Raw genomic sequence first — 24,521 nt, 5'->3', positions numbered from 1 at the left:
CGGTGATGGCGCGGCCGCCCGCGAACGCGACAGATCAGACATCGGGAGACGGCATGCAACAGACTCATCCGGCCGCGTCGGCGACGCTGCTGGCCGACAGCCGCAACACGCTCGGCGAAGGCGCGACGTGGTGCGACAGGACGCACGCGCTGTATTGGGTGGACATCGAAGGCGCGCGGCTGTGGCGCTGCCGCGCGGACGGCTCGGACCTCGCGCAGTGGGCGATGCCCGAACGGCTCGCGTGCTTCGCGCTGACCGACGAGCCGGACGTGCTGCTCGTCGGGCTCGCGACCCATCTCGCGTTCTTCGACCTGCGCAGCGGCGCGTTCACGCGGATCGTCGACGTCGAGCCCGACTTGCCGACGCGGCTCAACGACGGGCGCTGCGACGGGGCCGGCGCATTCGTGTTCGGGATGAAGGACGAAGGCGCCGAGCCGCCGCGCGCGGTCGGCGGGTTCTATCGCCTCAATCCCGACCTCACGCTCGAACGGCTCGCGTTGCCGCCGGCCGCGATCGCGAACAGCATCGGGTTCTCGCCGGACGGTTCGAAGATGTATTTCTGCGATTCGCTGGTGCGCGAGATTTTCGTGTGCGATTACCGCGCGGGTGGCGACGTCGCGAACGTGCGGTCGTTCGCGCGGCTGATCGATGCCAATGGCGATCCGGACGGGTCGATCGTCGATCGCGACGGTGGGCTGTGGAATGCGCAGTGGGGCGGCAGGCGCGTGGTGCGTTATGGGCCGGACGGGGTCGAGACGGATCGCGTTGAAGTGCCGACCGCGCAGCCGAGCTGCGTTGCGATCGACGGTGAAGGCCGGCTGTATGTGACGAGTGCGCGTGTTGACCTGAGCGATGACGCGCTGGCCGGCGATGCGCACGCGGGCGGCGTGTTCGTCGCGCAGACGCGCTACGCGGGGCTGCCGACCGCGCGGTTCGCGGGCCGGCGCGCGTCACACGGCTGACCGCCGCAGCCGACCGCGCATACCGCGCGTGTCGCGTACAACCGGACAGAACGACGTTTCGCGTGCTGGTAAGATGGCTCGCAATTCCATCCAGCACGCGCCATGAGTTCCACCCCGACCAAGCCCGCCCGTTCGAAACCCGCCGCGAAGGACGCCGCCCGCGCCACGGGCGACAAGCCGAAAGCGCGCGTGCAACAACGTTTGACCTACGTGATCGGCGGCCTTGACCGGCTGCTGCGCCGTCACATGACCGACGCGCTCGCGCCGCTCGGCATCACGCTCGCGCAATACACGGCGCTGTCGGTGCTCGAGGCGCGCGGCGCATCGTCGAACGCGCAACTGGCCGAGCGCTCGTGGATCACGCCGCAATCGGCGAACGAGGTGATGAGCGTGATGGCCGCCCGCGGTTTCGTCACGCGCGAAGCCGACCCGTCGCACGGCCGCATCATCCTGCTGACGCTGACCGATGCAGGCGCGGCGATGCTGCGCGAATGCGAAGCCGCGCTGCGGCCGGTCGAGGCACGCATGCTCGGCGACATCCCGGCCGACGACGCCACGCACGTGCAGCGCGCGCTCGAACTGTTCTCGCGCAACCTGCGCGGCTGAGCGCCTCCCCGATTTTCACGACGCGGGCCCGTTCGGCCCGTGCGCGCTTCGTCCGCGCCATTGGCGATCGCCCGACCGCTCCCTGATTTCCCCGCCGCATTCTCCGGTTTCCGCTCCGGGTTTACACCGGCGCTCGTGCCGCTTGCAATATCAGGTAGCCTGATATTAAATGAAGTCGTCCGCAGCACGCAGGCTGCGCACCGAATCGCACTGGAAACGAACGACAGGAACAGACATGAGCAAGTACGACAACCGCTGGCAGACCGTTGAAGTGAAAGTGGAGGCCGGCATCGCATGGGTGACGTTGAATCGCCCCGAGAAGCGCAATGCAATGAGCCCCACGCTGAACCAGGAGATGCTTCAGGTGCTCGACGCGGTCGAGTTCGACGACGAGGCGAAGGTGCTCGTGCTGACCGGCGCGGGGGCCGCATGGACGGCCGGCATGGATCTGAAGGAGTATTTCCGCGAGATCGACGGCGGCCCGGACGCGTTGCAGGAAAAGGTGCGCCGCGACGCATCGGAATGGCAGTGGCGCCGCCTGCGGATGTACGGCAAGCCGACCATCGCGATGGTGAACGGCTGGTGCTTCGGCGGCGGGTTCTCGCCGCTCGTCGCGTGCGACCTCGCGATCGCGGCCGACGAAGCGGTGTTCGGGCTGTCGGAGATCAACTGGGGCATCCCGCCCGGCAACCTCGTCAGCAAGGCGATGGCCGACACGGTCGGACACCGCCGCGCGCTGCACTACATCATGACCGGCGACACGTTCACCGGCGTCGAAGCAGCGGAGATGGGCCTCGTGAACAGCAGCGTGCCGCTCGCCGGGCTGCGCGACGCGACGATCGCGCTCGCCGCACGGCTGATGGACAAGAACCCGGTCGTGCTGCGCGCGGCGAAGCACGGCTTCAAGCGCTCGCGCGAACTCACGTGGGAGCAGTGCGAGGATTACCTGTATGCGAAGCTCGACCAGGCGCAACTGCGCGACCCGGAGCGCGGCCGCGAACAGGGGCTGAAGCAGTTCCTCGACGACAAGGCGATCAAGCCGGGTCTGCAAGCCTACAAGCGCTGATACAAGCGCGGACGCAGCAGCCGGCTTCCCCGCTGGCGTAATCGCAAGAGACAGGCAAGGCAGGAGACGACATGACCGACAGACGGATGCTGATCGGCGGCGAGTGGTGCACCGCCCGCGACGGCCGCACCTTCGACCGCTTCAACCCCGCGACGGGCGCGCTTGCGTCGCGCGCGCCGGCGGCCGGCAGCGCCGACGCCGACGCGGCGATCGACGCCGCGCACCGCGCGTTCCCCGCATGGGCGGCGCTCGCGCCGACCGAGCGCCGCCGGCTGCTGCTGAAGGCGGCCGACCTGATGGACGCGCGCATCGACGAGATCATCGCGACCGGCGTCGCCGAAACGGGCGCGACGCCCGGCTGGATCGGCTTCAACGTGACGCTCGCGGCGAACATGCTGCGCGAGGCCGCGTCGATGACGACGCAGATCGCCGGCGACGTGATTCCGTCCGACGTACCGGGCAATCTCGCGCTCGCGATGCGGGTGCCGTGCGGCGTGGTGCTCGGCATCGCGCCGTGGAACGCGCCGGTGATCCTCGGCACGCGGGCGCTGGCGATGCCGCTTGCGTGCGGCAACACGGTCGTGCTGAAGGCGTCCGAGGCGTGCCCGGGCGTGCACGCGCTGATCGGCGCGGTGCTGGACGAAGCCGGGCTCGGCGCCGGCGTGGTCAACGTGATCACGCACGCGGCGGCCGATGCACCGGCGCTTGTCGAACGGATGATCGCGCATCCGCATGTAAAGCGGATCAACTTCACCGGGTCGACGCACGTCGGCCGCATCATCGCGCGCCACGCGGCCGCGCACCTGAAACCCGTGCTGCTCGAACTCGGCGGCAAGGCGCCGGTGCTGGTGCTCGACGATGCGGATCTCGATGCAGCCGTCGACGCGATCGCGTTCGGCGCGTTCTTCAACCAGGGGCAGATCTGCATGTCGACCGAGCGCGTGATCGCCGCGCGGCCGGTCGCCGATGCGCTCGTCGAGCGGCTCGCCGCAAAGGCGCGCACGCTGGTTGCCGGCGATCCGCTGGCCGGCCATCCGCTCGGCACGATGGTCGATGCGTCGGCCGCCACGCGCGCGGCGTCGCTGGTCGAGGATGCGCGTGCGCACGGTGCGCATCTGCCGCTCGGCTGCCGCGTCGAAGGCGCGACGATGCAGCCGGCGATCGTCGACGGCGTGACGCCCGAGATGCGCCTGTATCGCGAGGAATCGTTCGCGCCGGTCGTCGCGATCCTGCGTGCGGACAACGACGACGAAGCGGTCGCGCTCGCGAACGACAGCGAGTTCGGGCTGTCGGCGAGCGTGTTCAGCCGCGACGTCGCGCGCGCGATGGCGGTCGCGCGCCGAATCGAATCGGGGATCTGCCACATCAACGGGCCGACCGTGCACGACGAAGCGCAGATGCCGTTCGGCGGCACGAAGGCGAGCGGCTACGGCCGCTTCGGCAGCCGCGCGTCGATCGCCGAATTCACCGAGCTGCGCTGGATCACCGTGCAGACCGCGCCACGGCATTACCCGGTATGAGCGAGCCGACGATGAATGTTGAGACGCCCGCCAGCGGCCCGATGAACGACACGGGCGCCGTGCGCTATCGCGCGGCCGCCGTCGCGGTCGGCTCGGCCGAGATTTGCCGCGCCGACGACGGTACCTGGTACCTGCGCTCGCGCGAACCGCTCGGCGATTATCCGACTCGCGTCACCGACTGCCTCGTGCGCGGCGCGCAAGCGCATCCGGACCGCGTGCTGGCCGCGCGGCGCGGTGCCGACGGCCGCTGGATCGAGATCACGTACGCGCGGATGCTCGAACGCGCCCGCGCGCTCGGCCAGGGCCTCGTCGATCTCGGGCTGTCGGCCGAGCGCCCGCTCGCGGTGCTGTCCGGCAACGACCTCGAGCATCTGCAGCTGATGTTCGCGGCGATGCTGGCCGGCGTGCCGTACTCGCCGATCTCGCCCGCGTATTCGCTGGTGTCGACCGACTACGGCAAGCTGCGTCACACGCTCGGCGTGCTGCGGCCGGGCGCGGTGTTCGTCGCCGAACGCGCGCCGTTCGCGCGGGCGCTCGATGCGACGTTGCCGGCCGATGCGGCGCTGATCGTCGCGCACGATGCCGATGTCGATGCCGAGGGCCGCGCGGTGCCGCTGTCGCGCCTGCTCGCCACCGCCCCGCGCACGATCGACGCGATTCACGAGGCGGTCGGCCCCGACCATCTCGCGAAGATCCTGTTCACGTCCGGTTCGACGAAGCAGCCGAAGGCCGTGCCGACCACGCACCGGATGCTGTGCAGCAACCAGCAGATGCTGCGCCAGACGATGCCGGAACTGACACGCGAGCCGCCGGTGCTGGTCGACTGGCTGCCGTGGAATCACACGTTCGGCGGCAGTCACAACCTCGGCATCGCGCTGTACAACGGCGGCACGCTGTATATCGACGACGGTCGCCCGGTGCCCGGCCGCTTCGACGAAACCGTGCGCAACCTGCGCGAGATCGCGCCGACGATCTACTTCAACGTGCCGAAGGGCTGGGAGGAACTGACCGCCGCGCTCGAACGCGATGCCGAATTGCGCGACACGTTCTTCTCGCGCGTGAAGCTGTATTTCTTCGGCGGCGCGGGGCTGTCGCAGGCCGCGTGGGACCGGCTCGATCGCGTGACCGAAGCGCATTGCGGCGAGCGCATCCGGATCATGGCCGGCCTCGGGATGACGGAGGCGTCGCCGTCGTGCCTGTTCACGACGGGGCCGCTGATGCGCGCCGGGTATATCGGGCTGCCCGCGCCCGGCTGCGACGCGAAGCTGGTGCCGTGCGGCGGCAAGCACGAACTGCGCTTCAAGGGGCCGAACGTGATGCGCGGCTACTGGCACGCGGACGTCGATCCGCGCGACGTGTTCGACGACGAAGGCTACTACCGCAGCGGCGACGCAGGCGTCTTCGCCGATCCGGCGCGGCCGGAACTCGGGCTGCTGTTCGACGGGCGGCTGACCGAGGATTTCAAGCTGAGCAGCGGCACGTTCGTCAGCGTCGGGCCATTGCGCGCGAATGCGGTGTCGACGGGTGCGCCGTACGTGCAGGACGTGGTCGTCACCGGGATCAATCGCGACGACATCGGCTTGCTGGTGTTTCCGCGTGTCGACGCGTGCCGTGCGCTGGCAGGGCTCGCCGCGGACGCATCGGTGACCGACGTGCTGCGCGCGCCGGCCGTGCGCGCGGCGTTCGCGGCGTGGCTTGCCGCGCTGAACCGGAACGCGAGCGGCGGGTCGACGTTCGTCGCGCGAATCCGGCTGATCGACACGCCGCCGTCGCTCGATCTCGGCGAGGTGACCGACAAGGGTTCGCTGAACCAGGCGGCCGTGCAGAAGCATCGCGCGGCGGCGATCGAAGCACTGTACGACCCGGCGCGGCGCGATCCCGACGTGATTTACGCGTAAGCGCACGCACGGGCAGCAACGAGCAGCAAGCAGTCAGCAACAACAAGCAGGCACAACGACCGGCCGGCCACGACACCGGCGGGCATTCTTGCGGCCAGTGAATCAGGTTGCCTGATAAAGGCGGCCTTTCATTCGACACCTCGCGCGCCGAACCGCCACTGGCCGGCGGCGGCGCGCGACGGTCGTTGCACGGCCGACCGACTACAAAGACATGGGACTGGAGACATGAACACTTACGTTGCCGAAAAATCCACGGTCGCGACCACGCTGGCGTTGTGTTTCGCGATCGCCCTCCTCGAAGGGCTCGACCTGCAGTCGGTCGGCGTCGCCGCGCCGCGGATGGCGCGCGAATTCGGGCTGTCCGTATCGCAGATGGGCATCGCGTTCAGCGCGGGCACCTTCGGGCTGCTGCCGGGTGCGATGCTCGGCGGGCGGCTCGCCGACCGGATCGGCCGCAAGCGCGTGCTGATCGCGTCGACCGTGCTGTTCGGGCTGCTGTCGATCGCGACCGCGCAGGTCTCGAGCTTCGCGATGCTCGTCGTCGTGCGCGTGCTGACCGGTATCGGCCTCGGCGGCGCGATGCCCAACCTGATCGCGCTGTCGTCCGAAGCGGTCGAGCCGCGCTCGCGCAGCAGCGCGGTCGCGACGATGTACTGCGGGATCCCGTTCGGCGGCGTGATCGCGTCGCTGATCGGCGTGCTGCTCGCGGGCGACACCGAATGGCGCCACATCTTCTACGTCGGCGGCCTGGGGCCGCTGCTGCTCGTGCCGCTGCTCGTGTGGTGCCTGCCGGAATCGCGCGCGTATCTCGACGTCGCGGGCACGCAGGCCGCGCGCGCCAGCGTCGCCCGGACGCTGTTCGGCGACGGCCGTACGACGTCGACGTTCGCGCTGTGGGTCAGCTACTTCTGCACGCTGATCGTCCTCTACTTCCTGCTGAACTGGCTGCCGTCGCTGATGGCCGCGCGCGGGCTCGATCGCGCGCACGTCGGCCTCGTGCAGATCGCGTTCAACGTCGGCGCGGGGCTCGGCGCGCTCGGCATCGGCGCGGCGCTCGACCGGATGCGCGCGTCGCGCGTGGTCGGCGGCATGTACGTCGGCATCGTGCTGTCGCTCGCCGCGCTGGCGGCCGCACCCGGCTTCGCGTCGCTCGCGGCGGCTGCGTTCGCGGCCGGGATGTTCGTCGTCGGCGGCCAGTCGGTGCTGTATGCGCTGGCCGCGATGTACTACCCCACCGCGATGCGCGGGACCGGCGTCGGCTCGGCGGTCGCCGTCGGCCGGCTCGGCTCCGTCGTCGGCCCGCTCGCGGCCGCGACGTTGCTGGCCGCCGGCCGCAGCGCGCCGGTCGTGATCGGCGCGAGCATCCCCGTCACGCTGGTCGCGGCCGTGGCCGCGCTGCTGTTGATCCGCCGCCCGCGGGCCGGCGACTGACATTGCCCGGTTTTTTCGATGCGCGCCGTCAGAGCGCGCGATTCAACATGGTCTGGAGACGCAACGAAATGAAGACGAAGACAAGGAATGGCCTGCTGGCCGCCGGCGCGTGCTGCGCGCTCGCCGCGCCGGGCGCGCACGCGCAGTCGAGCGTGACGCTGTACGGGATCATCGACACGGGCGTCGAATTCGTGTCGCACGCGAACGCGGCCGGCGATCACGTGGTGCGGATGCCGGGCGTGACGGGCGAACTGCCGTCGCGCTGGGGGCTGCGCGGCAGCGAGGATCTCGGCGGCGGCTATCAGGCGGTGTTCACGCTCGAAAGCGGCTTCAACGTGCGCGGCGGCGATCTCGGCCAGGGCGGCCGGCTGTTCGGGCGGCAGGCGTTCGTCGGGCTGAAGAGCGGCTTCGGCACGCTCGCGTTCGGCCGCCAGTACACGATGACCTATCTCGCGCTGCAGGGCGCGGACATCATCGGCCCCGACATCTACGGGCTCGGCTCGTTCGACGCGTACGTGCCGAACGGCCGCGCCGACAATGCGGTGACCTACCTCGGCACGTATCGCGGCGTGACGCTCGGCGCCGCGTATTCGTTCGGCCGCGACGGCGCGGGCACCGGCAATTCGCCGGGGCAGGGCACGTGCGCGGGGCAGGTGCCGGGCGACGCGGTGCAATGCCGCAACTGGTCGGTGATGCTCAAGTACGACAGCGCGTACTTCGGTGCGGCGGCGTCGTACGAGGAACAGCGCGGTGGTACCGCAGCGGCCGCCAACTTCTTCGACGGCGTGGCGCCCGTTCCCTTCACCAGCAGCGGCGGCAAGGATGCGCGCACCCACGTGAGCGCGTATGCGCAAGCGGCCGGTGCGAAGATCGGCGCGGGCTGGATCGGGCGGCGCGTGTCGACCGGTTCGCCGGCGGCGGCGGGCGCGCATTCGGACCTGTTCTTCGTCGGCGCGTCGTATGCGGTGAAGCCCGATTTCATCGTCGACGGCGAAGGCTACCGGATCGTCAATTCCGCGCACGACACGCGCGCGACGATGGCCACGCTGCGCGCGACCTATCTGCTGACCAAGCGCACGGCCGTCTATGCGCAATCGTCGTATCTGTGGAACAGCGCGCATGCACGCTACTCGGTCAGCGGCGGCGGGCCCGGCACCACGCCCGGCGCGGGGATGGGGCAGCTCGGCGCGATGGTCGGCATGCGGCACATGTTCTGATTCACTGGCGTGACGAACCGAACGGGAGCTATCTTGAACAGAAAATCTGCATTCCTTTGCATTGCGCCGTTGTCTGCCGCCGCGATGCTCGCCGGGTGCGGCGGCGACGATTCGGTCAGCGCCGCGCCCACGCACCTGAGCGCCGCGACGCCGGCCGCGATGGCGCAGACCTGCGACGCGCTCGCCGCGAAGCTCGCGTATGCGAACACGTCGTTCACGTCGGTGACGACCGCCGCGGCCGGCACGCTGACGGTGGCCGGCAAGCCGGTCGCCGAGCACTGCGTGATCGCCGGCAAGATGAACGAGCGCGTGAGCGCGGTGGACGGCAAGACCTATGCGATCGGCTTCGAGATGCGTTTGCCGAAAGCATGGAACGGCCGCTTCTTCTACCAGGCCAACGGCGGGCTCGACGGCAACGTCGTGACCGCGACCGGCGAGATCGGCGGCGGCGGCCCGCTGACCAACGCGTTGAACCAGGGTTTCGCGGTGATCAGCTCGGATTCGGGGCACAGCGCCGCGCAGAATCCGCTGTTCGGTCTCGATCCGCAGGCGCGGATCGATTACGGCTACGGCGCGGTCGACGCGCTGACGCCGATGGCCAAGCAGGTGATCCGGCTCGCGTACGGCAAGGCGCCCGATCGCAGCTATTTCGGCGGCTGCTCGAACGGCGGCCGTCACGCGATGGTCACGGCGGTGCGCAACCCGGCCGACTACGACGGCATCATCGCGGGCGATCCGGGCTTCCATCTGCCGAAGGCGGCGATCGGCGAGATGTATGGCGCGCAGCAGTTCGCGAAGATCGCGTCGGCCACCGGAACGAACGGGCTGCCGGATATCCGCAGCGGTTTCAACGATGCGGAGCGCCAGTTCGTCGGCGCGAAGATTCTCGAGAAATGCGATGCGCTCGATGGCGCGGCCGACGGGATGGTGCAGGACGTCGCCGCATGCCAGGCGCACTTCAGCGTCGACACGGACATCCCGACCTGCGCCAACGGCACGCGCACCGGGTCGTGCCTGACGCCTGCGCAGAAAACCGCGCTGGAGAACGTGTTCGCCGGTGCGCGCAACAGCGCGGGCACGGCGCTCTACGCGAGCTTCCCGTACGATCCGGGCATCTCGGGCCCTGGTTGGGCCGGGTGGAAGCAGTCGAATTCGATCACGCTCGACCCGGCCGCGATGGCGTTCACGTTCATGACGCCGCCGAAAACCGCCGCGGCGCTCGCGAACCTGCCCGGTTTCGCGCTCGGCTTCGACATGGACAACGACGCGCCGGCGATCTTCGCGACGAACGGGGTTTATACCCAATCGTCATGGTCGTTCATGACGCCGCCCGACGAGACGAACCTGTCCGCGCTGAAGGCGCGCGGCGCGAAGCTGCTCGTCTATCACGGCACGGGCGATCCGGTGTTCTCGTTCAACGACACGCGCGACTGGTATGCGAACGTCACGCAGGCGAACGGCGGCGACGCGTCGAACTTCGCGCGCTTCTATCCGGTGCCGGGGATGAATCACTGTTCGGGCGGGCCGGCGGCCGACCAGTTCGACATGCTGACGCCGCTCGTCGCGTGGGTCGAGCAGGGGCAGGCGCCGGCCGCGATCGTGGCCGCCGCGCGCGACACGACGAACGCGGTGCCAAACGCGGACGTGCCCGCGTCGTGGGGCGCGGGACGCACGCGGCCGTTGTGCCCGTATCCGCAGGTCGCGCGCTACAACGGCTCGGGCGACGTGAATTCGGCGGCGAGCTTCAGTTGTCGCTGACGTAGCCGTCGATGGGAGGCGGCCGGCGCATGCAACGATGTGCCGGCCGCTTCATGGCCTCATTCATTTACTCGCCGGCATCGACCGGCACGTCGAGCCCGACCTTCACGCGGCTCATGCTCACCAGCGTCTTGAACCGCTTCACGTTGTTGTTCGCGAAGAACAGCTCGCGCGTGAGCGCGTTGTACTGATCCATGTTGCGCACCGCGAGGATCAGCACGAAATCCCATTCCCCCGTCACGTAGTAGCACTGCTGGATCTGCGGGCAGCGCTCGAACGCGCGTTTCATCGCGTCGAGCTGGTCGATCTGCTCGCTCTCGACCTCGACGTTCACGACGATCGTCAGCGGATGATCGACCTTGTCCGGCGCGACGACGGCCGTGTAGCGCTCGATCACGCCATCTTCCGCGAGGCGCCGCAGCCGCCGGTTCACCGCGGCCGTCGACAGGTTGACGCGCGCGCCGAGCTCGGCTTGCGGCGTCTGCGCGTCGCGCTGGACTTCCATCAGCAACTTGCGATCGAACGCATCGAGAGGGGTCGTCATGACGGTATGTCGAACCTCGGAAGAATGAGAAATTTTTGCGTCTGGGCGGCCGATTTGGCGATTTCATTCAGCAGCATGCGCAATATTATTTTTCCAACCGACGGCGAGCGCAATACGCGCCTGCCTGTCCCGACCCATCTGTCTCACCCGACCGCCCGCCTGCGCGGTCCCGCTCCGGAGCCTTTTCGTCATGCTGATCGCCAACCCGCGCGCGTCGCGCACCGCTTACCCGAACGCGCTGCGCCGCGTGATGAACATCGCGTCGGCCGACGAAAGCGGCGCGTGGCTCGCGCACTGGCCGCTCGTCGGCCACGCGCGCACGCCGCTGCGCGCGCTGCCCGATCTGGCCGCGCGGCTCGGCGTCGCGAGCGTCAGCGTGAAGGACGAGTCGTGCCGCTCGCCGCTCGGCAGCTTCAAGGCGCTCGGCGCGCCGATCGCGCTGGTGCGGCTCGTGAAGCGGCTGCGGCGCACGCAGGCGCTCGATCCGCAGGGGCTCGTCACCGGCCGCTACACGGCGGAGCTGGCCGACCTGACGGTGATCAGCGCGACCGACGGCAATCACGGCCGCGCGCTGGCTGCCGCCGCGCGCGCGATCGGCTGCGGCTGCGTGATCGTGCTGCATGCGAACGTCGACGCCGAGCGCGAACGCGCGATCTCGGCCTACGGCGCGCGGATCGTGCGCATCGCGGGGAACTACGACGAATCGGTCGTCTGCGCGGCGCAGCTCGCGCAGGCGAACGGCTGGTACGTCGTGTCGGATACGTCGTACGACGGCTACGAAGCGATTCCGCGCGACGTGATGCAGGGCTACGGCGTGATCGCCGCCGAAGCAGCCGCGCAGGCCGCGGAGGACGACGGACGGCCGTTCACGCACGTGTTCCTGCAAGGCGGCGTGGGCGGCCTCGCCGCGGGCGTCGCGAGTTACCTGTGGGAGCGCGACGGCGTGCAACGGCCGCGCTTCGTCGTCGTCGAGCCGCGCCAGGCCGATTGCCTGTACCAGAGCGCGTTGGCCGGCCGTGCGACGAAGGCGACCGGCAGCGTCGATTCGGTGATGGCCGGGCTCGCATGCGGCGAGGCGTCGCCGCTCGCGTGGGATTTCCTCGAGATGTGCATCGACTACTTCATGCTGATCGACGACGACGACGCGGTGCAGGCGATGCGCGGCCTCGCGGCCGGCAGCGCACGCGACGTGCCGGTCGTCGCCGGCGAATCGGGCGCGGCCGGCGTGGCCGGGCTCGACGTGCTGATGCGCGACCCGGCGCTCGCGCGACAGGTCGGGCTCGATGCGAATGCGCGCGTGCTGGCGATCAACACGGAAGGGGCGACCGCGCCGTCCGTGTACCGGCATTGCGTCGGCGAGACGGCCGACGCGGTGCTGGCGCGCCAGCGCGACTGGCTGAGCCGCGTGGCGGTGGCGGCCTGAACGACATGACGACCGACGTGACTATCGACGAGGCCAACGCAATGGACACAATCGACGCAACGGCAGAAAGCACACTGCAGGGGCAGCTGAAGACCTGGCGCCGCCATCTGCACCAGTATCCGGAGACGGGTTTCGAAGAGGTGAACACGTCGGACTACGTCGCGCGCATCCTGACGACGCTCGGGCTCGACGTACATCGCGGGATCGGCGGCACCGGGCTCGTCGCGAACCTGACGGCCGGCACGGGCCGGCGCGCGATCGGCATTCGTGCGGACATGGACGCGCTGAACATCGCCGAGCACGCACCGGGTCGCGAACACGTATCGCGCACACCGGGCAAGATGCATGCGTGCGGACACGACGGCCACATGTCGATGGTGCTCGGCGCCGCGCAGTTGCTGGCCGAACGCAAGGATTTCGACGGCACGGTGCGCTTCATCTTCCAGCCGGCGGAAGAGCACGGCCGCGGCGCGAAGGCGATGATGGCAGACGGGCTGTTCGAGCGCTTTCCGGTCGACGCGATCTTCGGCGCGCACAACATGCCGGGCATGCGCGCGGGCACGTTCGCGACGCGGGCGGGCGGCATCATGGCGAGCGAGGACAATTTCGTGATCCGGATCGACGGGCGCGGCACGCATGCGGCGCGTCCGCACATGGGCATCGACCCGATCGTGATCGGCTCGCAGATCGTGCTCGCGCTGCAGACGATCGTGTCGCGCAATCTCGACCCGGGCCAGCAGGCGGTGATCTCGTGCACGGAATTCATCACCGACGGGCTGCGCAACGTGCTGCCGTCGACCGTGACGATCAAGGGCGACACGCGCAGCTATTCGCGCGACGTGCAGGCGCTGCTGGAAACGCGGATGCGCGAGATCAGCGAAGGGATCTGCCGCACGCACGGCGCGACCTGCACGTTCGAATACACGCACGAGTTCGCGCCGACGGTGAATTCGCCGGAATGGGTCGACACGGCCGTGCAGGCCGCCGCGCACGTCGCGGGCGCCGACGCGGTGCACGCCGACGTGCAGCCGATGATGATCTCGGAGGATTTCGGCGCGTTCCTGCAGGCAGTGCCGGGCAACTTCGCGTTCATCGGCAACGGCGAGGCGGCCGGGCAGGGCGGCGTGCCGCTGCACAACGCGACCTACGATTTCAACGACGCGATCCTGCCGGTGGGCGCGCGGTATTTCGCGGAAGTGGCGCGGCGGGCGTTGAAGGCGGTGTAGCGAAAGCGGCGGCCCGGTACGCGCTCGCGCGCGTACCGGCCCTGCGTCAGCGCATCACACCAGCTCACCGAGACACGCATCGAACTGCGCGACGAGCCGGTCGACATCGTCGTCGGTCGTTTGCGGGCACACGAGCATCATGTTGTGGAACGGCGTGATCAGCACGCCGCGATTCAGCAGGTACAGGTGCACGATGTGCTCGAGTTCGCTGTCGAGCTGCGCGCCGGCCAGCGTGCCGTTGCGCGGCGGCACCGGCGCGAACTGAAACTCGGTGCGCGCGCCGATGCGCGTCACGCACCACGGCAGCCGGTGTGTCGCGATCGCGTGTTCGAGGCCCGTCGCGAGCCGCGCGGCGAGTGCGAACATGTGCGCATACGCGGCGTCGGTCGCGACTTCGGCGAGCGTCGCGCGCATCGCATGCATCGCGAGCATGTTCGCGGTGAGCGTCGTGCCGATGCCCGAGTGGCCGGGCGGCGCGTTCAGCTTCGCCTGCTTGGCGCGCGCCGCGAATTCGGCGCTGAACCCGTACACCGCGCACGGCACGCCGCCCGCGATCGGCTTGCCGACCACCAGCATGTCCGGTTCGAGACCGTGCGCGACCGCGTAACCGCCGGGGCCGCTGCTGATCGTGTGCGTCTCGTCGATCACCAGCAGCGTGCCGGTGCGGCGCGTCAGTTCGCGCGCGGCTTCCCAGAAACCCGGGTCGGGCAGCACCATGCCGATGTTCGTCATCGCGGGCTCCGCGAGCACGCACGCGACATCGCCGTCCTGCAGCGCCGCTTCGAGCGCGGCCAGATCGTTGAACTCGACGACGCGCGTGTTCGCGAGCAGGTCGTACGACTGCCCGAGCAGGCTGTCGCGCTGTACCGGGCGGCCGTCGACGAGATCGACGAACACGTCGTCGACCGTGCCGTGATAACAGCCGTTGAACACGACGATCGTGTTGCGGCCGGTGGCCGCGCGCGCCCAGCGCAGCACGAAGCGGTTCGCGTCGCTCGCGCTCAACGCGAATTGCCAGACCGGCAACTTGAAGCGCCGCGCGAGTTCGCGCGACACCCACGCGGCGTCCTCGCTCGGCAGCATCGTCGTGTAGCCGCGCGTGGCCTGTTCGACGAGCGCGCGGGCGACGGGTTCGGGCGCATGGCCGAACATCGCGCCGGTGTCGCCGAGGCAGAAATCGACGTAGCGATGACCGTCGACGTCGGTAAACGTCGCGCCGCGGGCTTCCTTCACGTAGAGCGAGAACGGGGTCGACCAGTCCTGCATCCAGTGCAACGGCACGCCGAACAGCAAGTGCTCGGACGCTTCCGCGGACAGCGCGCGGGAAACCGGCATGGCTTCGGTGAACGTCTGGCGTTCGCGATCGAACAGCGCGCGGGCGCGGATGAGGTCGACTCCGTGGCGGGTAGGCAAAGGCAGCTCCTGGGCTGTGGGGATGGGGGAAACGATAGCGCGGGTGGCGCGGGGCTGACCAGAGGCGGAATTACCGAGGCGGTTGGCAGTGGGCGGGAGGGGGGCGCGTACCGATGGAGAGCGTTAGCGGCGGAGGATTGATTTGTAGTTTTTGCGCATAAACATACGACAACATATCTCTAAAGGCGCGCTCGACAATGTGAGTGTGCGCACACATATGCCGAATATATTCAATAAAAACAGGGTAAACGACAAATACGTCCCTTGCGCTAATCGCGTCTAGACTGCGCAATGTAGTACGACGACGTATAAATTGCGATCCGCTACCCGGCGCATCGATACCCATTACCCTGAAGGAGTGCCCATGGCCGCTCATCGCCGCCGTCCGTCTTCATCCGTCCGATCGTCCCCGTCGAAACGGGTATCGCGCCGCGCCTTCATCAGCTGGACCGGTGCACTCGCCGGCGGTGCGATGCTCGGCGGACCGTTGGCGGCCACCCGGGCGCTGGCGGCAGGCACGACGCCCGGTGCGTCGGCGGTCGATCTCGTGTGGGGCGAGCACGGCGCGGCGGCGCGCATCGCCGCGTCGCTCGCGCACGTATCACGGCTCGCGCGGCGCGGCCGCGACTTCGACGTGACGCACTACGGCGCGCGCCCGTGCGCGACGGTCGCGCAGACGTCGCCGTACCCGGCGGCGAAATCGCCGGTCAGCCCCGGTTCCGACCTGACGACCGCGCCCGGCGCCTTCGATTCGCGCCCGGCGTTTCTCGCGGCGATCGACGCGTGCCGGCGCGAAGGCGGCGGCCGGGTCGTCGTGCCGTCCGGCAACTGGTACTGCGCGGGGCCGATCGTGCTGCAGAGCAACGTCACGTTCCACCTGAGCGCGAACTGCACGATCTACTTCAGCCCGAACCCGGCCGACTACGCGAAGGACGGCCCGGTCGATTGCGGCGCGAACGGCCGGCTGTACTACAGCCGCTGGCAGGCGAACGATTGCCTGAACTACGGCGCACCTGTCTACGCCCGCAATGCGACGAACATCGCGTTGACCGGCGAGGGCCCGACGTCGGTGCTCAACGGACAGGCGATGACGCCGTTCTCCGGCAGCGGCGCGAACAGCGTCTGCTGGTGGACCTACAAGGGCTCGTCGGGCGCGTACGGCGCGAGCGCGACGGTGCCGGCGCAGAACACCGCGAATCCGAACAACGTCGACCTGCGGATCGTCGCGCCCGCGATTCCCGACACGCTCTATGCGCTGCTCACATCGCCCGTCACGCCGTGGCAGCAGGACCAGAACTACCTGCCCGCGCTGTCCGAGGCCGGCGTGCCGGTCGAGAAGCGCATCTTCGGCCTCGGTCACTACCTGCGGCCGTGCATGGTCGAATTCATCGGCTGCACCAACGTGCTGATGGCGAACTACCAGACGCAGAACACGCCGTTCTGGCAGCACCATCCGACCGCGAGCCGCAACGTCGTGATCCGCGGCGTGACGACCAACAGCATCGGCCCGAACAACGACGGCTTCGATCCGGACGCATGCACCGACGTGCTGTGCGAGGACTGCACGTTCAACACCGGCGACGACTGCATCGCGATCAAGTCGGGCAAGGACCGCGACACCGAATACGGGCCCGCGAAGCGGCACCTGATCCGCAACTGCACGATGAACAGCGGGCACGGCGGGATCACGCTCGGCAGCGAGATGGGCGGCGGCGTCGAGCAGATCTATGCGTCCAACCTGTCGATGCTGAACGCGAACTGGCAGACCAATCCGCTGAACATCGCGATCCGCGTGAAGACCAACATGAACCGCGGCGGCTACGTGAAGGATTTCCACGTGAAGGGCGTCACGCTGCCGAACGGCTTGACGCTGAAGGGCGGCGGCTACGGCAGTGCGCTGCTCGCCGGCAGCCCGATCAACGCGAGCGTGCCGCTCGGCGTCGTCACGCCGTCGGCCGGCAATCCGTCGGCCGCGCAGGGCGGCATCGTCACGTTCGACTGCGACTACCAGCCGGCGAACGATGCGGTGCGCACGCGGGCGCCGGTCGTGCAGAACGTGACGATCTCCGACGTGAAGGCGAGCAACGTGACGCTGAATGGCGTGACCGCGTCGTGCTTCCAGGCGATCGTCGCGCAGGGGCCGGTCGCGTTCGACTACAACGGCACGCCGCCGACGCCGGCCGTGCAGCCGATCTCCGGCGTGACGATCAGCAACTGCGATTTCGGCACGCCGGTGGCGTCAGGCACGCCGACGGTCACGTCGCCAGGGCCGATCTATGCGTTCAACGTGAGCGCAATGACGTTGGCGAACGTGACGATCGCCGGACAGATCGTCAACACGACGATCACCGACAAGCGATGAGATAGAGGAGATAAAACACGCGACGACGTTCGCGTGCGGCGCGGCCGGTGCCCGCGCGCGAACGCGAATGCGTTACGCCAGCGTCTTGATCATGTAGTGCTCGTCGTAGAAGCGGCCATCGACGAACATCGAGCGCGGCTCCGTGCCGAACCGCACGAACCCCTGCGACGCATACAACCGCTCCGCGGCGTGGTTGACCTCGTTCACGCACAGCATCAGCTGGCTGCATCCCCACGCGTTCGCCGCATGCGCGGTCGCGCTGTCGAGCAGCGCCTGCGCGATGCGCTGCCCGCGATAGGCGGCGTCGACGTACACGCCCCAGATCGTCGCCTTGTGCGCGATCTTCGTGCGCGCATCGCGGCGTACGCCGGTGATGCCGACGAGCGTGTCGCCGTCGAACGCGCCGAATACGGCCTGGACCTGCGTCGGCGTGAGGCGCTTCGCGAATTCGTCGACCGGCACCTGCGATTCTTCGTCGAGCGTCGGCAGGAAGGACGTGGGCGCGGTATCGACCGCACGCAGGCGGACGGCGCGGAAACAGGCGGCATCGGCCGCGTCGAGCAGGCGGATCGTGATCGTCATCGGCAGCGTTCCGGTTGAGGGGCGTGCAGGCCGGCGCGCCGCTGTGGCCGCCGGATGCATCGCGTCTATCCTAATAGGAATCCGGCTGCCGCGCGATCGACGCGCGTCGCGCTCGGGGCCGAGCGCGTGTGACTTCGACGCCGCGCCGCGTGCGGGGCCGACGTCGCGGGTTCGACGGGCGCGCGCGATCCGCTCACGCGCACGCCGGCGGCATCAGTAGCGCGACAGCTGATTGCCGTTGATCTGCACGCGGTCGCCCGGACGCAGGTTGCCCGGCGACTGCACGTCGAACGAGCGCATCGAGCCGTCGCTGACCTGCACGTCGATCCGGTAGCTGCTCGGGCCCTGCGCGGCGCCCATCTGCTGGCCGATCTGGTTGCCCGCCACCGCACCGCCGAGCGCGCCGATCACGGTCGCCGCATCGCGGCCGTGGCCGCGGCCGAACTGGTTGCCCACGAGGCCGCCGACCAGCGCCCCGACAACGGTGCCGGCCACGCCCGACGGGCCGACCGAGCCGTTGACCGGCTGGATGTTCGACACGGTGCCGTACTGCGTGCCGTACGGGTTCGCGTATTGCTGTTGCTGATTGCCGTATTGGTCGTACGGTTGCGGCGCCTGGTTCGGATACGCCGGTTGCTGCTGCACGTAGCCCGGTTGCGAATACGCGGGCTGCGCATAGCCGGGCGTCGCGTATTGCTGCTGCTGCGGATAGCCCGGCTGCGCGCCGTAGTAGCCCGGCGCGACGCAGGCGGTGAGCGGAAGCGCCGCCACGGCGACGAGCGAGGCGAACAGAACGGTCTTCGTGGAAGGCATGCGCATCATGATGTTTCCTGCATCGGCAACGTGTCCGCCGATGGATTCCCGTCACGGGTGGCGAACTCGGCGTGAGTATAAGGAATGGCCGGATGCGCGTCCGGTGCGGCCGGGTAACAACGTGTAAAGTCTGTTGCCGCGTAAATCGCCGCTGGGGCGGGCGTCGAAGCCCGCTGGTGGGCGATGGCGCGACGCGGTTTCCGGGCGCCGTGTGCCGACGATGCGCGATCGCCGACAGGCTGTTGTTTCCACGGTGATCGCACCTGCCGTCGCGGCCGGCCCGGCGGACCTCCGCGCCGCACATCGCGAAATCGAATGCGCGGCATCGCGACATTTAATTGGCCTCGCGCAGCGTCGTCCGATATCGTGGCCGGATTCCCTGCCAACGGTCGCGCCGCGCCGGTCGCGGTTCCCTCCCCTGTCCGCGCCGGGCCGCGTCGCGACCGCCCCACATTCCAGGCCATGACCGAACGATTCTTCATCAACGCCGTCGACGCCGGCGGCCAGCCCGTCAATCTCGTCGTCCGTGACGGCCGCTTCGCCGCGATCGGCGCCGATTGCGCGGCCGCGCCGGGCGCGCAGACGATCGACCTCGACGGTCGCGTCGTGCTGCCCGGTTTCGTCGACGGCCATATTCATCTCGACAAGAGCTTCGTCGGCGATCGCTGGGTGCCGCATGAACCGGCCGGCTCGCTGCGCGAGCGGCTCGCGGTCGAGAAGCGCCAGCTCGCGGCGGCGCCGCCGATCGTCGAGCGTGCGAACGCGCTGATCGCGCAGGCCGCCGCGTTCGGCACGATCGCGATGCGCAGCCACGTCGACGTCGATGCGACGACGGGCCTGTCGAACCTGCAGGCCGTGATGGCCGCGCGCGAACAATGGCGTGGCATCGTCGACATCGAACTGGTCGCGTTTCCGCAGGCCGGCGTGATCACGTGCCCGGGCACGGCCGAGATCCTCGATGCAGCCGTGCGCGAAGGCGCGGACGTGGTCGGCGGGATCGACCCGACGACGCTCGACGGCGACGCGGACGGCCAGCTCGACATCGTGTTCGGCATCGCCGAGAAGCGCGGCGCGAAAATCGACATCCACCTGCACGAGCCGGGCGAGACAGGCATCGCGCAACTGCTGCGGATCGCGGCGCGCACGCGCGCGGCCGGGCTCGGCGGGCGCGTGAACGTGAGCCACGCGTACGCGCTGGGCCAGGTGAGCGACGACGACGTGCAGCGCACCGCGGCGGCCTTGGCCGACGCCGGGGTATCGATCCTGACGAATGCGCCGGGCGACTGCGCGTTTCCGCCGGTGCAACGGCTGCGCGACGCGGGCGTGCACGTGTTCGCGGGCAACGACAACATTCGCGACGCATGGTGGCCGTACGGCAACGGCGACATGCTGCAGCGCGCGATGATGGTCGGCTACCGGTCGGGCTTCTACACCGACGAAGCGCTCGGCATCGCACTCGACATGGCGACGCACGCCGGCGCGCGCGCGATCGGTAAGGAAAACTATGGAATCGCGGTCGGCTGCGACGCGAGCTTCGTCGCGGTGCGCGCGCCGAATGCGGCGGCGGCCGTCGCGGGCGTGCCGGCCGAACGCTGGGTATTCCGCCGCGGCGAAAGCGATACGGGCGCGCCGTTCGCCCCGTCGCTGCGCTTCACGCGCTGATCCACCCGACCGACGGCACGGCGCGCGCCGCGCGCGCCTTGCACTGACCGACCGCACCGGAACCAACATGACGACCCTGCTGATTCGCAATGTCCGCACGAGCGCCGACGCCGCGCTCGATATCCTGATCGAAGACGATCGCATCGCGCGCGTCGGCCCGTCGCTCGATGCGCCGGCCGGCTGCGCGATCGAGGATGGCGGGCTCGCGTTGGCGCTGCCTGGCCTCGTCGAAGGCCACACGCACCTCGACAAGACTCACTGGGGGATGCCGTGGTATCGCAACCAGGTCGGGCCGCGCCTCGTCGATCGCATCGAGAACGAACGCCACTATCGCGCGACGAGCGGCCATGACGCGGGCACCGCGTCGCTCGCGCTGGCGCGTGCGTTCCTCGCGGCCGGCACGACGCGCATCCGCACGCACGTCGACGTCGATACCGAAGCCGGGCTGCGTCATCTGCACGGCGTGCTCGCGACGCGCGAGACGCTGCGCGGGCAGGTCGAGATCCAGATCGTTGCGTTTCCGCAATCGGGCGTGCTCAAGCGGCCGGGCACCGATGCGCTGCTGTCCGACGCGCTCGGCGCCGGCGCCGACCTGCTCGGCGGGCTCGACCCGTGTGCGATCGAAGGCGATCCGGTCGAGGCGGTGGACGTGCTGTTCGCGATCGCCGATCGCCACGGGTGCGGGCTCGATATCCATCTGCACGAGCGCGGGTCGATGGGCGCGTATTCGCTCGACCTGATCCTGCAGCGCACGGCCGCGCACGGCATGCAGGGGAAGGTCACGATCAGCCATGGTTTCTGTCTCGGCGACATCGCCGAACGCGAGCGCGATGCGCTGCTCGCGCGGATGGCCGGGCTCGGCGTCGCGATCGTCACGACCGCGCCGGCGGCGGTGCCGGTGCCGCCGGTGGCCGCGTGCCGCGCGGCGGGCGTGATCGTGATCGGCGGCAACGACGGCGTGCGCGACACGTGGACGCCGTACGGTTCGCCCGACATGCTCGAACGCGCGATGCTGATCGGCATGCGCAACGATTTCCGCCGCGACGATGCGCTCGAAGTCGCGCTCGACTGCGTGACGCACGGCGCGGCGCGCGGCTGCGGTTTCGCGGATTACGGGTTGCAGCCGGGCAGCCGCGCGGACGTCGTGCTCGTCGATGCGCTGACGTTCGCCGAGGCCGTCGTCGCGCGGCCGGTGCGGCGCCTCGTCGTATCGTCCGGGAAGATCGTCGCGCGCGACGGCGCGCTGGTCTGAGTGCCACGTCGCCCCGGTATGATCCGGTTTTCAGCCGGATTTCCGGGGAGACGACGATGCGACGCATGACCGCGGCACGGGCCGCACGAGGGATGGCGGCAGCCCTGTTCGCCGTGACGGCCGCGCAGGCGGTGGCGGCCGGTCCGGCCGACGCGCAACAGGAAGCCAACCGGCGCACGGTGCTGGCGTTCTACGAGAAAGGGCTGAACGAGAAGGATGCGGACGCCGCGCTCGCATATGTCGGCGATCGCTACGTGCAGCACAACCCGAACGCGGCCGACGGGCGCGACGGCTTCCGGAAGTTCGTCGCGTTCCTGCGCGACAAATATCCGCAGTCGCACAGCGAGATCAAGCGCTCGTTCGTCGACGGCGACTACGTGATCCTGCACGTGCACGCGGTGCGCGAACCGGGCACGCGCGGCAGCGCGATCATGGACGTCTTCCGGCTCGAACACGGCAAGATCGTCGAGCACTGGGACGTCAACCAGCCGGTGCCCGAGCAGGCCGCGAACGGCAACACGATGTTCTGATTGTTCTGACGCGTGTGGTGCGCGGCGCCCTTGTGCGCCGCTGCCGTTGGCATTCCGCTGCGCTTACCGCCCTTCGAGTTCCAGCATCGCCGCGAGCGCTTTCGTCAGCTCGCTGACCATCGGGTCGGCCGTCGGCCGGTGCAGGATCGCGATGTCCATGTGCTCGATCGGTGCGAAGCCCTGCTTCGCGGTCAGCACCACATGCTCGTCCGTCACCACGCGCGCGGGCAGCACGCTGATGCCGAGCCCGTCCGCGACGGCCGCCTGGATGCCGCTCAGGCTCGACGTCGTGAAGCTGATCCGCCAGCGGCGGCCGCGCTCCTCGATCGCCTTGATCATGTCGTCGCGATAGAGCCCGCGCGGCGGGAACACGACGATCGGCACCGGATCGAGATCGATCGACGGATGCTTCGCGCTGTCGATCCAGCGCAGCTTCTCCGGCCAGCGCACGACGGCCTCGCGACTGTCGCGCCGCTGCTTGATCAGCACGAGGTCGAGTTCGCCGCGATCGTACGCGGCGCTGATGTCGCGGCTCAACCCGCACGTCACTTCGAGCTTGACCTGCGGGTGCTCGCGCTTGAATGCCGCGAGCGCGTGCGTCGTGCGGCCCGCCGCGAAATCGTCGGGCACGCCGAGCCGGATCGTCAGCGCGACCGTCGCGCCCGACAGCGCCTCCAGCATCTCGTCGTTCAGCGCGAGCATGCGCCGCGCATAGCTGAGCACCGTCACGCCCGCGTCGGTCGGCCGCACGTCGCGCGTGCCGCGGTCGAGCAGCCGGTGACCGGCGATTTCCTCGAGCCGGCGCACCTTCTGGCTGACCGTCGACTGCGTCGAATGCAGGCGCGCGGATGCCGTCGTGAAGCTGCCGCAGTCGGCGACCATCACGAGCGCGCGCAGCAGGTCGATGTCGAACAGGGGTCTATTCATTTCTGCACTTCTGTGGAATCGCGCATTTCATTTTCAAATGCGTGCGATGACTTTTAACATGGCCGGACGCCATGGGCAATCGCGGTTTCGCCGGACTTGGGGGCGGTGTTTTGCGGGGTTTGAAGGCACCTGGCGCATATTCAACGAGCGGTATAGGGTGCGTTGCGGGAACGGCGGGAACCGCATTCGGAAAGCGCTACGCTGATTGCCTGCATAGACATCGCCGTTCGGCGAATATCCGAGGAAATACGCTCCGTGGCGAATGCGCGTCACGTAGGGTAAACGCTCGAAATTCCCGGCTGGATGGCGGTAAATCAAGCGCTGTGCCGGCCTTCGGGTTCGCGGCCGCCTCTGCCCCTTTCTATTCTTGATTCCCCCGCTTGCGCTCAAAAATCAAGCAGTCTAGACTGCATCGCAATTTCACCGAAGTCCCTCGTCTTTCGCACCCCGCGCCGGCCTCCCGTCGCGACGCTTCCACCGTACGCCGGCATCCCCCGCCGCGTCGAGACTCACAAGGACCCGCCATGAACCGCACCGCAAAACTCCTCGTTACCGCGCTGGCGTTCGCGCCGCTCGCGTCGTTCGCGCAGGACACGTCGACGATCCGCTGGGGTATCGACCCCACGTATCCGCCGTTCGAGGCGAAGCAGCCCGACGGCTCGCTCGCCGGCTTCGACATCGACCTGCGCAATGCGATCTGCGAGCAACTGCATGCGAAGTGCGTGTGGGTCGAGCAGGGCTTCGACGGGATGATCCCGGCGCTGCGCGCACGCAAGTTCGACGTCATCATGTCCGCGATGACGGCCACCGACGAGCGGCTCAAGCAGATCGACTTCTCGAACAAGCTGTATGCGTCGCCGGGCGCGCTCGTCGCGCCGGTCGGCTCGAAGCTGCTGCCGACCGCCGCGTCGCTCGCCGGCAAGCGCATCGGGATCGACCAGGGCACGACGCAGGAGGCGTACGCGAAGGCCGAATGGGCGACCAGGGGTGTGACGATCGTTTCGTACCAGAACCAGGACCAGGTGTATCAGGATCTCGTCAACGGCCGCCTCGACGCGACCTTCCAGGACAAGACGCAGGCCGGCTACTCGTTCCTGAAGACGCCGCGCGGCAAGGGCTACGCGTTCGCGGGGCCGGACGTGACCGACGCGCGGATCACCGGCTACGGCGTCGCGATGGGCATCCGCAAGGGCGACGCCGACATGAAGAAGCGGCTGAACGACGCGATCGTCGCGATTCGCGCGAACGGCACCTATCAGAAGATCGCCGCGAAATACTTCGACTTCGACATCTACGGCGCGAAGCAGCAACTGACTTCGGCACCGTGAC

The 24,521-nt window shown here is 69.0% G+C and carries 20 protein-coding genes; 15 read left to right on the top strand and 5 right to left on the bottom strand.

Going from position 1 to position 24,521, the window contains the following annotated elements:
• Positions 1-53 precede the first annotated feature (53 nt).
• The 8 genes from DTA15_RS04915 to DTA15_RS04880 all read left to right on the top strand — a co-directional run bounded on the left by DTA15_RS04915 (position 54) and on the right by DTA15_RS04880 (position 10,458).
• Positions 54-962: an SMP-30/gluconolactonase/LRE family protein gene (locus tag DTA15_RS04915; protein WP_012493644.1), complete on the top strand. Its 909-nt coding sequence runs from the start codon at positions 54-56 to the stop codon at positions 960-962.
• A gap of 102 nt (positions 963-1,064) precedes the next feature.
• Positions 1,065-1,568, top strand: a complete 504-nt coding sequence (locus tag DTA15_RS04910) for a MarR family winged helix-turn-helix transcriptional regulator (protein WP_006485085.1) — start codon at positions 1,065-1,067, stop codon at positions 1,566-1,568.
• Between the two features lie 235 nt (positions 1,569-1,803).
• Complete coding sequence (locus tag DTA15_RS04905; protein ID WP_006494300.1) at positions 1,804-2,634, top strand: p-hydroxycinnamoyl CoA hydratase/lyase; 831 nt, start codon at positions 1,804-1,806, stop codon at positions 2,632-2,634.
• Between the two features lie 71 nt (positions 2,635-2,705).
• Entirely contained in the window at positions 2,706-4,154 is a 1,449-nt protein-coding gene (locus DTA15_RS04900; protein WP_012493643.1) for an aldehyde dehydrogenase, read from the top strand.
• Positions 4,151-6,052, top strand: a complete 1,902-nt coding sequence (locus tag DTA15_RS04895) for a feruloyl-CoA synthase (protein ID WP_006484462.1) — start codon at positions 4,151-4,153, stop codon at positions 6,050-6,052. Before DTA15_RS04900 ends, DTA15_RS04895 begins: the two co-directional genes overlap by 4 nt.
• A 225-nt stretch (positions 6,053-6,277) precedes the next feature.
• Positions 6,278-7,483 (top strand): 3-(3-hydroxy-phenyl)propionate transporter MhpT, encoded by a 1,206-nt coding sequence (mhpT, locus tag DTA15_RS04890; protein WP_012493641.1) that lies wholly within the window; start codon positions 6,278-6,280, stop codon positions 7,481-7,483.
• Positions 7,484-7,551: 68 nt separating this feature from the next.
• Positions 7,552-8,700, top strand: a complete 1,149-nt coding sequence (locus tag DTA15_RS04885; protein ID WP_034178491.1) for a porin — start codon at positions 7,552-7,554, stop codon at positions 8,698-8,700.
• 33 nt (positions 8,701-8,733) lie between these two features.
• Positions 8,734-10,458 carry a tannase/feruloyl esterase family alpha/beta hydrolase gene (locus DTA15_RS04880; protein WP_006492485.1) on the top strand — a complete coding sequence of 575 codons (1,725 nt, stop codon included), beginning with the start codon at positions 8,734-8,736 and terminating at the stop codon, positions 10,456-10,458.
• A gap of 67 nt (positions 10,459-10,525) precedes the next feature.
• On the opposite strand, the gene DTA15_RS04875 is transcribed toward DTA15_RS04880, so the two are convergent.
• On the bottom strand, positions 10,526-11,002 hold the full coding sequence (locus DTA15_RS04875) for an Lrp/AsnC family transcriptional regulator (protein WP_006485043.1): 477 nt from the start codon (positions 11,000-11,002) through the stop codon (positions 10,526-10,528).
• Between the two features lie 190 nt (positions 11,003-11,192).
• Between DTA15_RS04875 and DTA15_RS04870 the strand changes: the two genes are divergently transcribed.
• Complete coding sequence (locus DTA15_RS04870; RefSeq protein ID WP_006485029.1) at positions 11,193-12,425, top strand: diaminopropionate ammonia-lyase; 1,233 nt, start codon at positions 11,193-11,195, stop codon at positions 12,423-12,425.
• A gap of 41 nt (positions 12,426-12,466) precedes the next feature.
• Positions 12,467-13,651, top strand: a complete 1,185-nt coding sequence (locus DTA15_RS04865; protein ID WP_012493638.1) for a M20 aminoacylase family protein — start codon at positions 12,467-12,469, stop codon at positions 13,649-13,651.
• Positions 13,652-13,705: 54 nt separating this feature from the next.
• Here DTA15_RS04865 and DTA15_RS04860 read toward each other — a convergent pair whose 3' ends face one another.
• Entirely contained in the window at positions 13,706-15,064 is a 1,359-nt protein-coding gene (locus tag DTA15_RS04860) for an aspartate aminotransferase family protein (protein ID WP_006485067.1), read from the bottom strand.
• A 364-nt stretch (positions 15,065-15,428) separates the two neighbouring features.
• On the opposite strand from DTA15_RS04860, the gene DTA15_RS04855 reads away from it, so the two are divergent.
• Positions 15,429-17,426 carry a glycoside hydrolase family 28 protein gene (locus DTA15_RS04855; protein ID WP_006485020.1) on the top strand — a complete coding sequence of 666 codons (1,998 nt, stop codon included), beginning with the start codon at positions 15,429-15,431 and terminating at the stop codon, positions 17,424-17,426.
• 72 nt (positions 17,427-17,498) lie between these two features.
• On the opposite strand, the gene DTA15_RS04850 is transcribed toward DTA15_RS04855, so the two are convergent.
• Positions 17,499-18,008 carry a GNAT family N-acetyltransferase gene (locus DTA15_RS04850; RefSeq protein ID WP_006485055.1) on the bottom strand — a complete coding sequence of 170 codons (510 nt, stop codon included), beginning with the start codon at positions 18,006-18,008 and terminating at the stop codon, positions 17,499-17,501.
• Positions 18,009-18,221: 213 nt separating this feature from the next.
• Positions 18,222-18,830, bottom strand: coding sequence for an outer membrane lipoprotein (locus DTA15_RS04845; RefSeq protein WP_006485016.1), 609 nt, complete (start codon positions 18,828-18,830; stop codon positions 18,222-18,224).
• Between the two features lie 453 nt (positions 18,831-19,283).
• Between DTA15_RS04845 and DTA15_RS04835 the strand changes: the two genes are divergently transcribed.
• The 3 genes from DTA15_RS04835 to DTA15_RS04825 all read left to right on the top strand — a co-directional run bounded on the left by DTA15_RS04835 (position 19,284) and on the right by DTA15_RS04825 (position 22,265).
• Positions 19,284-20,483 (top strand): amidohydrolase family protein, encoded by a 1,200-nt coding sequence (locus DTA15_RS04835; protein WP_006485033.1) that lies wholly within the window; start codon positions 19,284-19,286, stop codon positions 20,481-20,483.
• Between the two features lie 67 nt (positions 20,484-20,550).
• Entirely contained in the window at positions 20,551-21,735 is a 1,185-nt protein-coding gene (locus tag DTA15_RS04830) for an amidohydrolase family protein (protein WP_006485045.1), read from the top strand.
• Positions 21,736-21,791: 56 nt separating this feature from the next.
• Complete coding sequence (locus DTA15_RS04825) at positions 21,792-22,265, top strand: nuclear transport factor 2 family protein (protein WP_034178492.1); 474 nt, start codon at positions 21,792-21,794, stop codon at positions 22,263-22,265.
• A gap of 63 nt (positions 22,266-22,328) precedes the next feature.
• Here DTA15_RS04825 and DTA15_RS04820 read toward each other — a convergent pair whose 3' ends face one another.
• Positions 22,329-23,192 (bottom strand): LysR family transcriptional regulator, encoded by an 864-nt coding sequence (locus tag DTA15_RS04820; RefSeq protein ID WP_006485037.1) that lies wholly within the window; start codon positions 23,190-23,192, stop codon positions 22,329-22,331.
• Positions 23,193-23,716: 524 nt separating this feature from the next.
• Here DTA15_RS04820 and DTA15_RS04815 point away from each other — a divergent pair.
• On the top strand, positions 23,717-24,520 hold the full coding sequence (locus DTA15_RS04815; RefSeq protein WP_006485061.1) for an ABC transporter substrate-binding protein: 804 nt from the start codon (positions 23,717-23,719) through the stop codon (positions 24,518-24,520).
• The last annotated feature ends 1 nt before the right edge of the window (position 24,521 follow it).

Source organism: Burkholderia cenocepacia, from assembly GCF_900446215.1.
GTDB classification, from domain to species: domain Bacteria; phylum Pseudomonadota; class Gammaproteobacteria; order Burkholderiales; family Burkholderiaceae; genus Burkholderia; species Burkholderia cenocepacia.
The sequence above is the reverse complement of the archived record's forward strand: the minus strand, read 5'-3'. Positions and strand labels throughout refer to the sequence as shown.

Excerpts from the sequence above, each read along its gene's own strand:
- DTA15_RS04885 (WP_034178491.1), top strand. The coding sequence starts at position 7,552 with ATGAAGACGAAGACAAGGAATGGCCTGCTGGCCGCCGGCGCGTGCTGC.
- DTA15_RS04835 (WP_006485033.1), top strand. The coding sequence starts at position 19,284 with ATGACCGAACGATTCTTCATCAACGCCGTCGACGCCGGCGGCCAGCCC.
- DTA15_RS04910 (WP_006485085.1), top strand. The coding sequence starts at position 1,065 with ATGAGTTCCACCCCGACCAAGCCCGCCCGTTCGAAACCCGCCGCGAAG.
- DTA15_RS04875 (WP_006485043.1), bottom strand. The coding sequence starts at position 11,002 with ATGACGACCCCTCTCGATGCGTTCGATCGCAAGTTGCTGATGGAAGTC.
- DTA15_RS04865 (WP_012493638.1), top strand. The coding sequence starts at position 12,467 with ATGGACACAATCGACGCAACGGCAGAAAGCACACTGCAGGGGCAGCTG.
- DTA15_RS04830 (WP_006485045.1), top strand. The coding sequence starts at position 20,551 with ATGACGACCCTGCTGATTCGCAATGTCCGCACGAGCGCCGACGCCGCG.
- DTA15_RS04870 (WP_006485029.1), top strand. The coding sequence starts at position 11,193 with ATGCTGATCGCCAACCCGCGCGCGTCGCGCACCGCTTACCCGAACGCG.
- DTA15_RS04845 (WP_006485016.1), bottom strand. The coding sequence starts at position 18,830 with ATGATGCGCATGCCTTCCACGAAGACCGTTCTGTTCGCCTCGCTCGTC.
- mhpT (WP_012493641.1), top strand. The coding sequence starts at position 6,278 with ATGAACACTTACGTTGCCGAAAAATCCACGGTCGCGACCACGCTGGCG.
- DTA15_RS04855 (WP_006485020.1), top strand. The coding sequence starts at position 15,429 with ATGGCCGCTCATCGCCGCCGTCCGTCTTCATCCGTCCGATCGTCCCCG.
- DTA15_RS04850 (WP_006485055.1), bottom strand. The coding sequence starts at position 18,008 with ATGACGATCACGATCCGCCTGCTCGACGCGGCCGATGCCGCCTGTTTC.
- DTA15_RS04915 (WP_012493644.1), top strand. The coding sequence starts at position 54 with ATGCAACAGACTCATCCGGCCGCGTCGGCGACGCTGCTGGCCGACAGC.
- DTA15_RS04900 (WP_012493643.1), top strand. The coding sequence starts at position 2,706 with ATGACCGACAGACGGATGCTGATCGGCGGCGAGTGGTGCACCGCCCGC.
- DTA15_RS04825 (WP_034178492.1), top strand. The coding sequence starts at position 21,792 with ATGCGACGCATGACCGCGGCACGGGCCGCACGAGGGATGGCGGCAGCC.
- DTA15_RS04905 (WP_006494300.1), top strand. The coding sequence starts at position 1,804 with ATGAGCAAGTACGACAACCGCTGGCAGACCGTTGAAGTGAAAGTGGAG.
- DTA15_RS04820 (WP_006485037.1), bottom strand. The coding sequence starts at position 23,192 with ATGAATAGACCCCTGTTCGACATCGACCTGCTGCGCGCGCTCGTGATG.
- DTA15_RS04895 (WP_006484462.1), top strand. The coding sequence starts at position 4,151 with ATGAGCGAGCCGACGATGAATGTTGAGACGCCCGCCAGCGGCCCGATG.
- DTA15_RS04815 (WP_006485061.1), top strand. The coding sequence starts at position 23,717 with ATGAACCGCACCGCAAAACTCCTCGTTACCGCGCTGGCGTTCGCGCCG.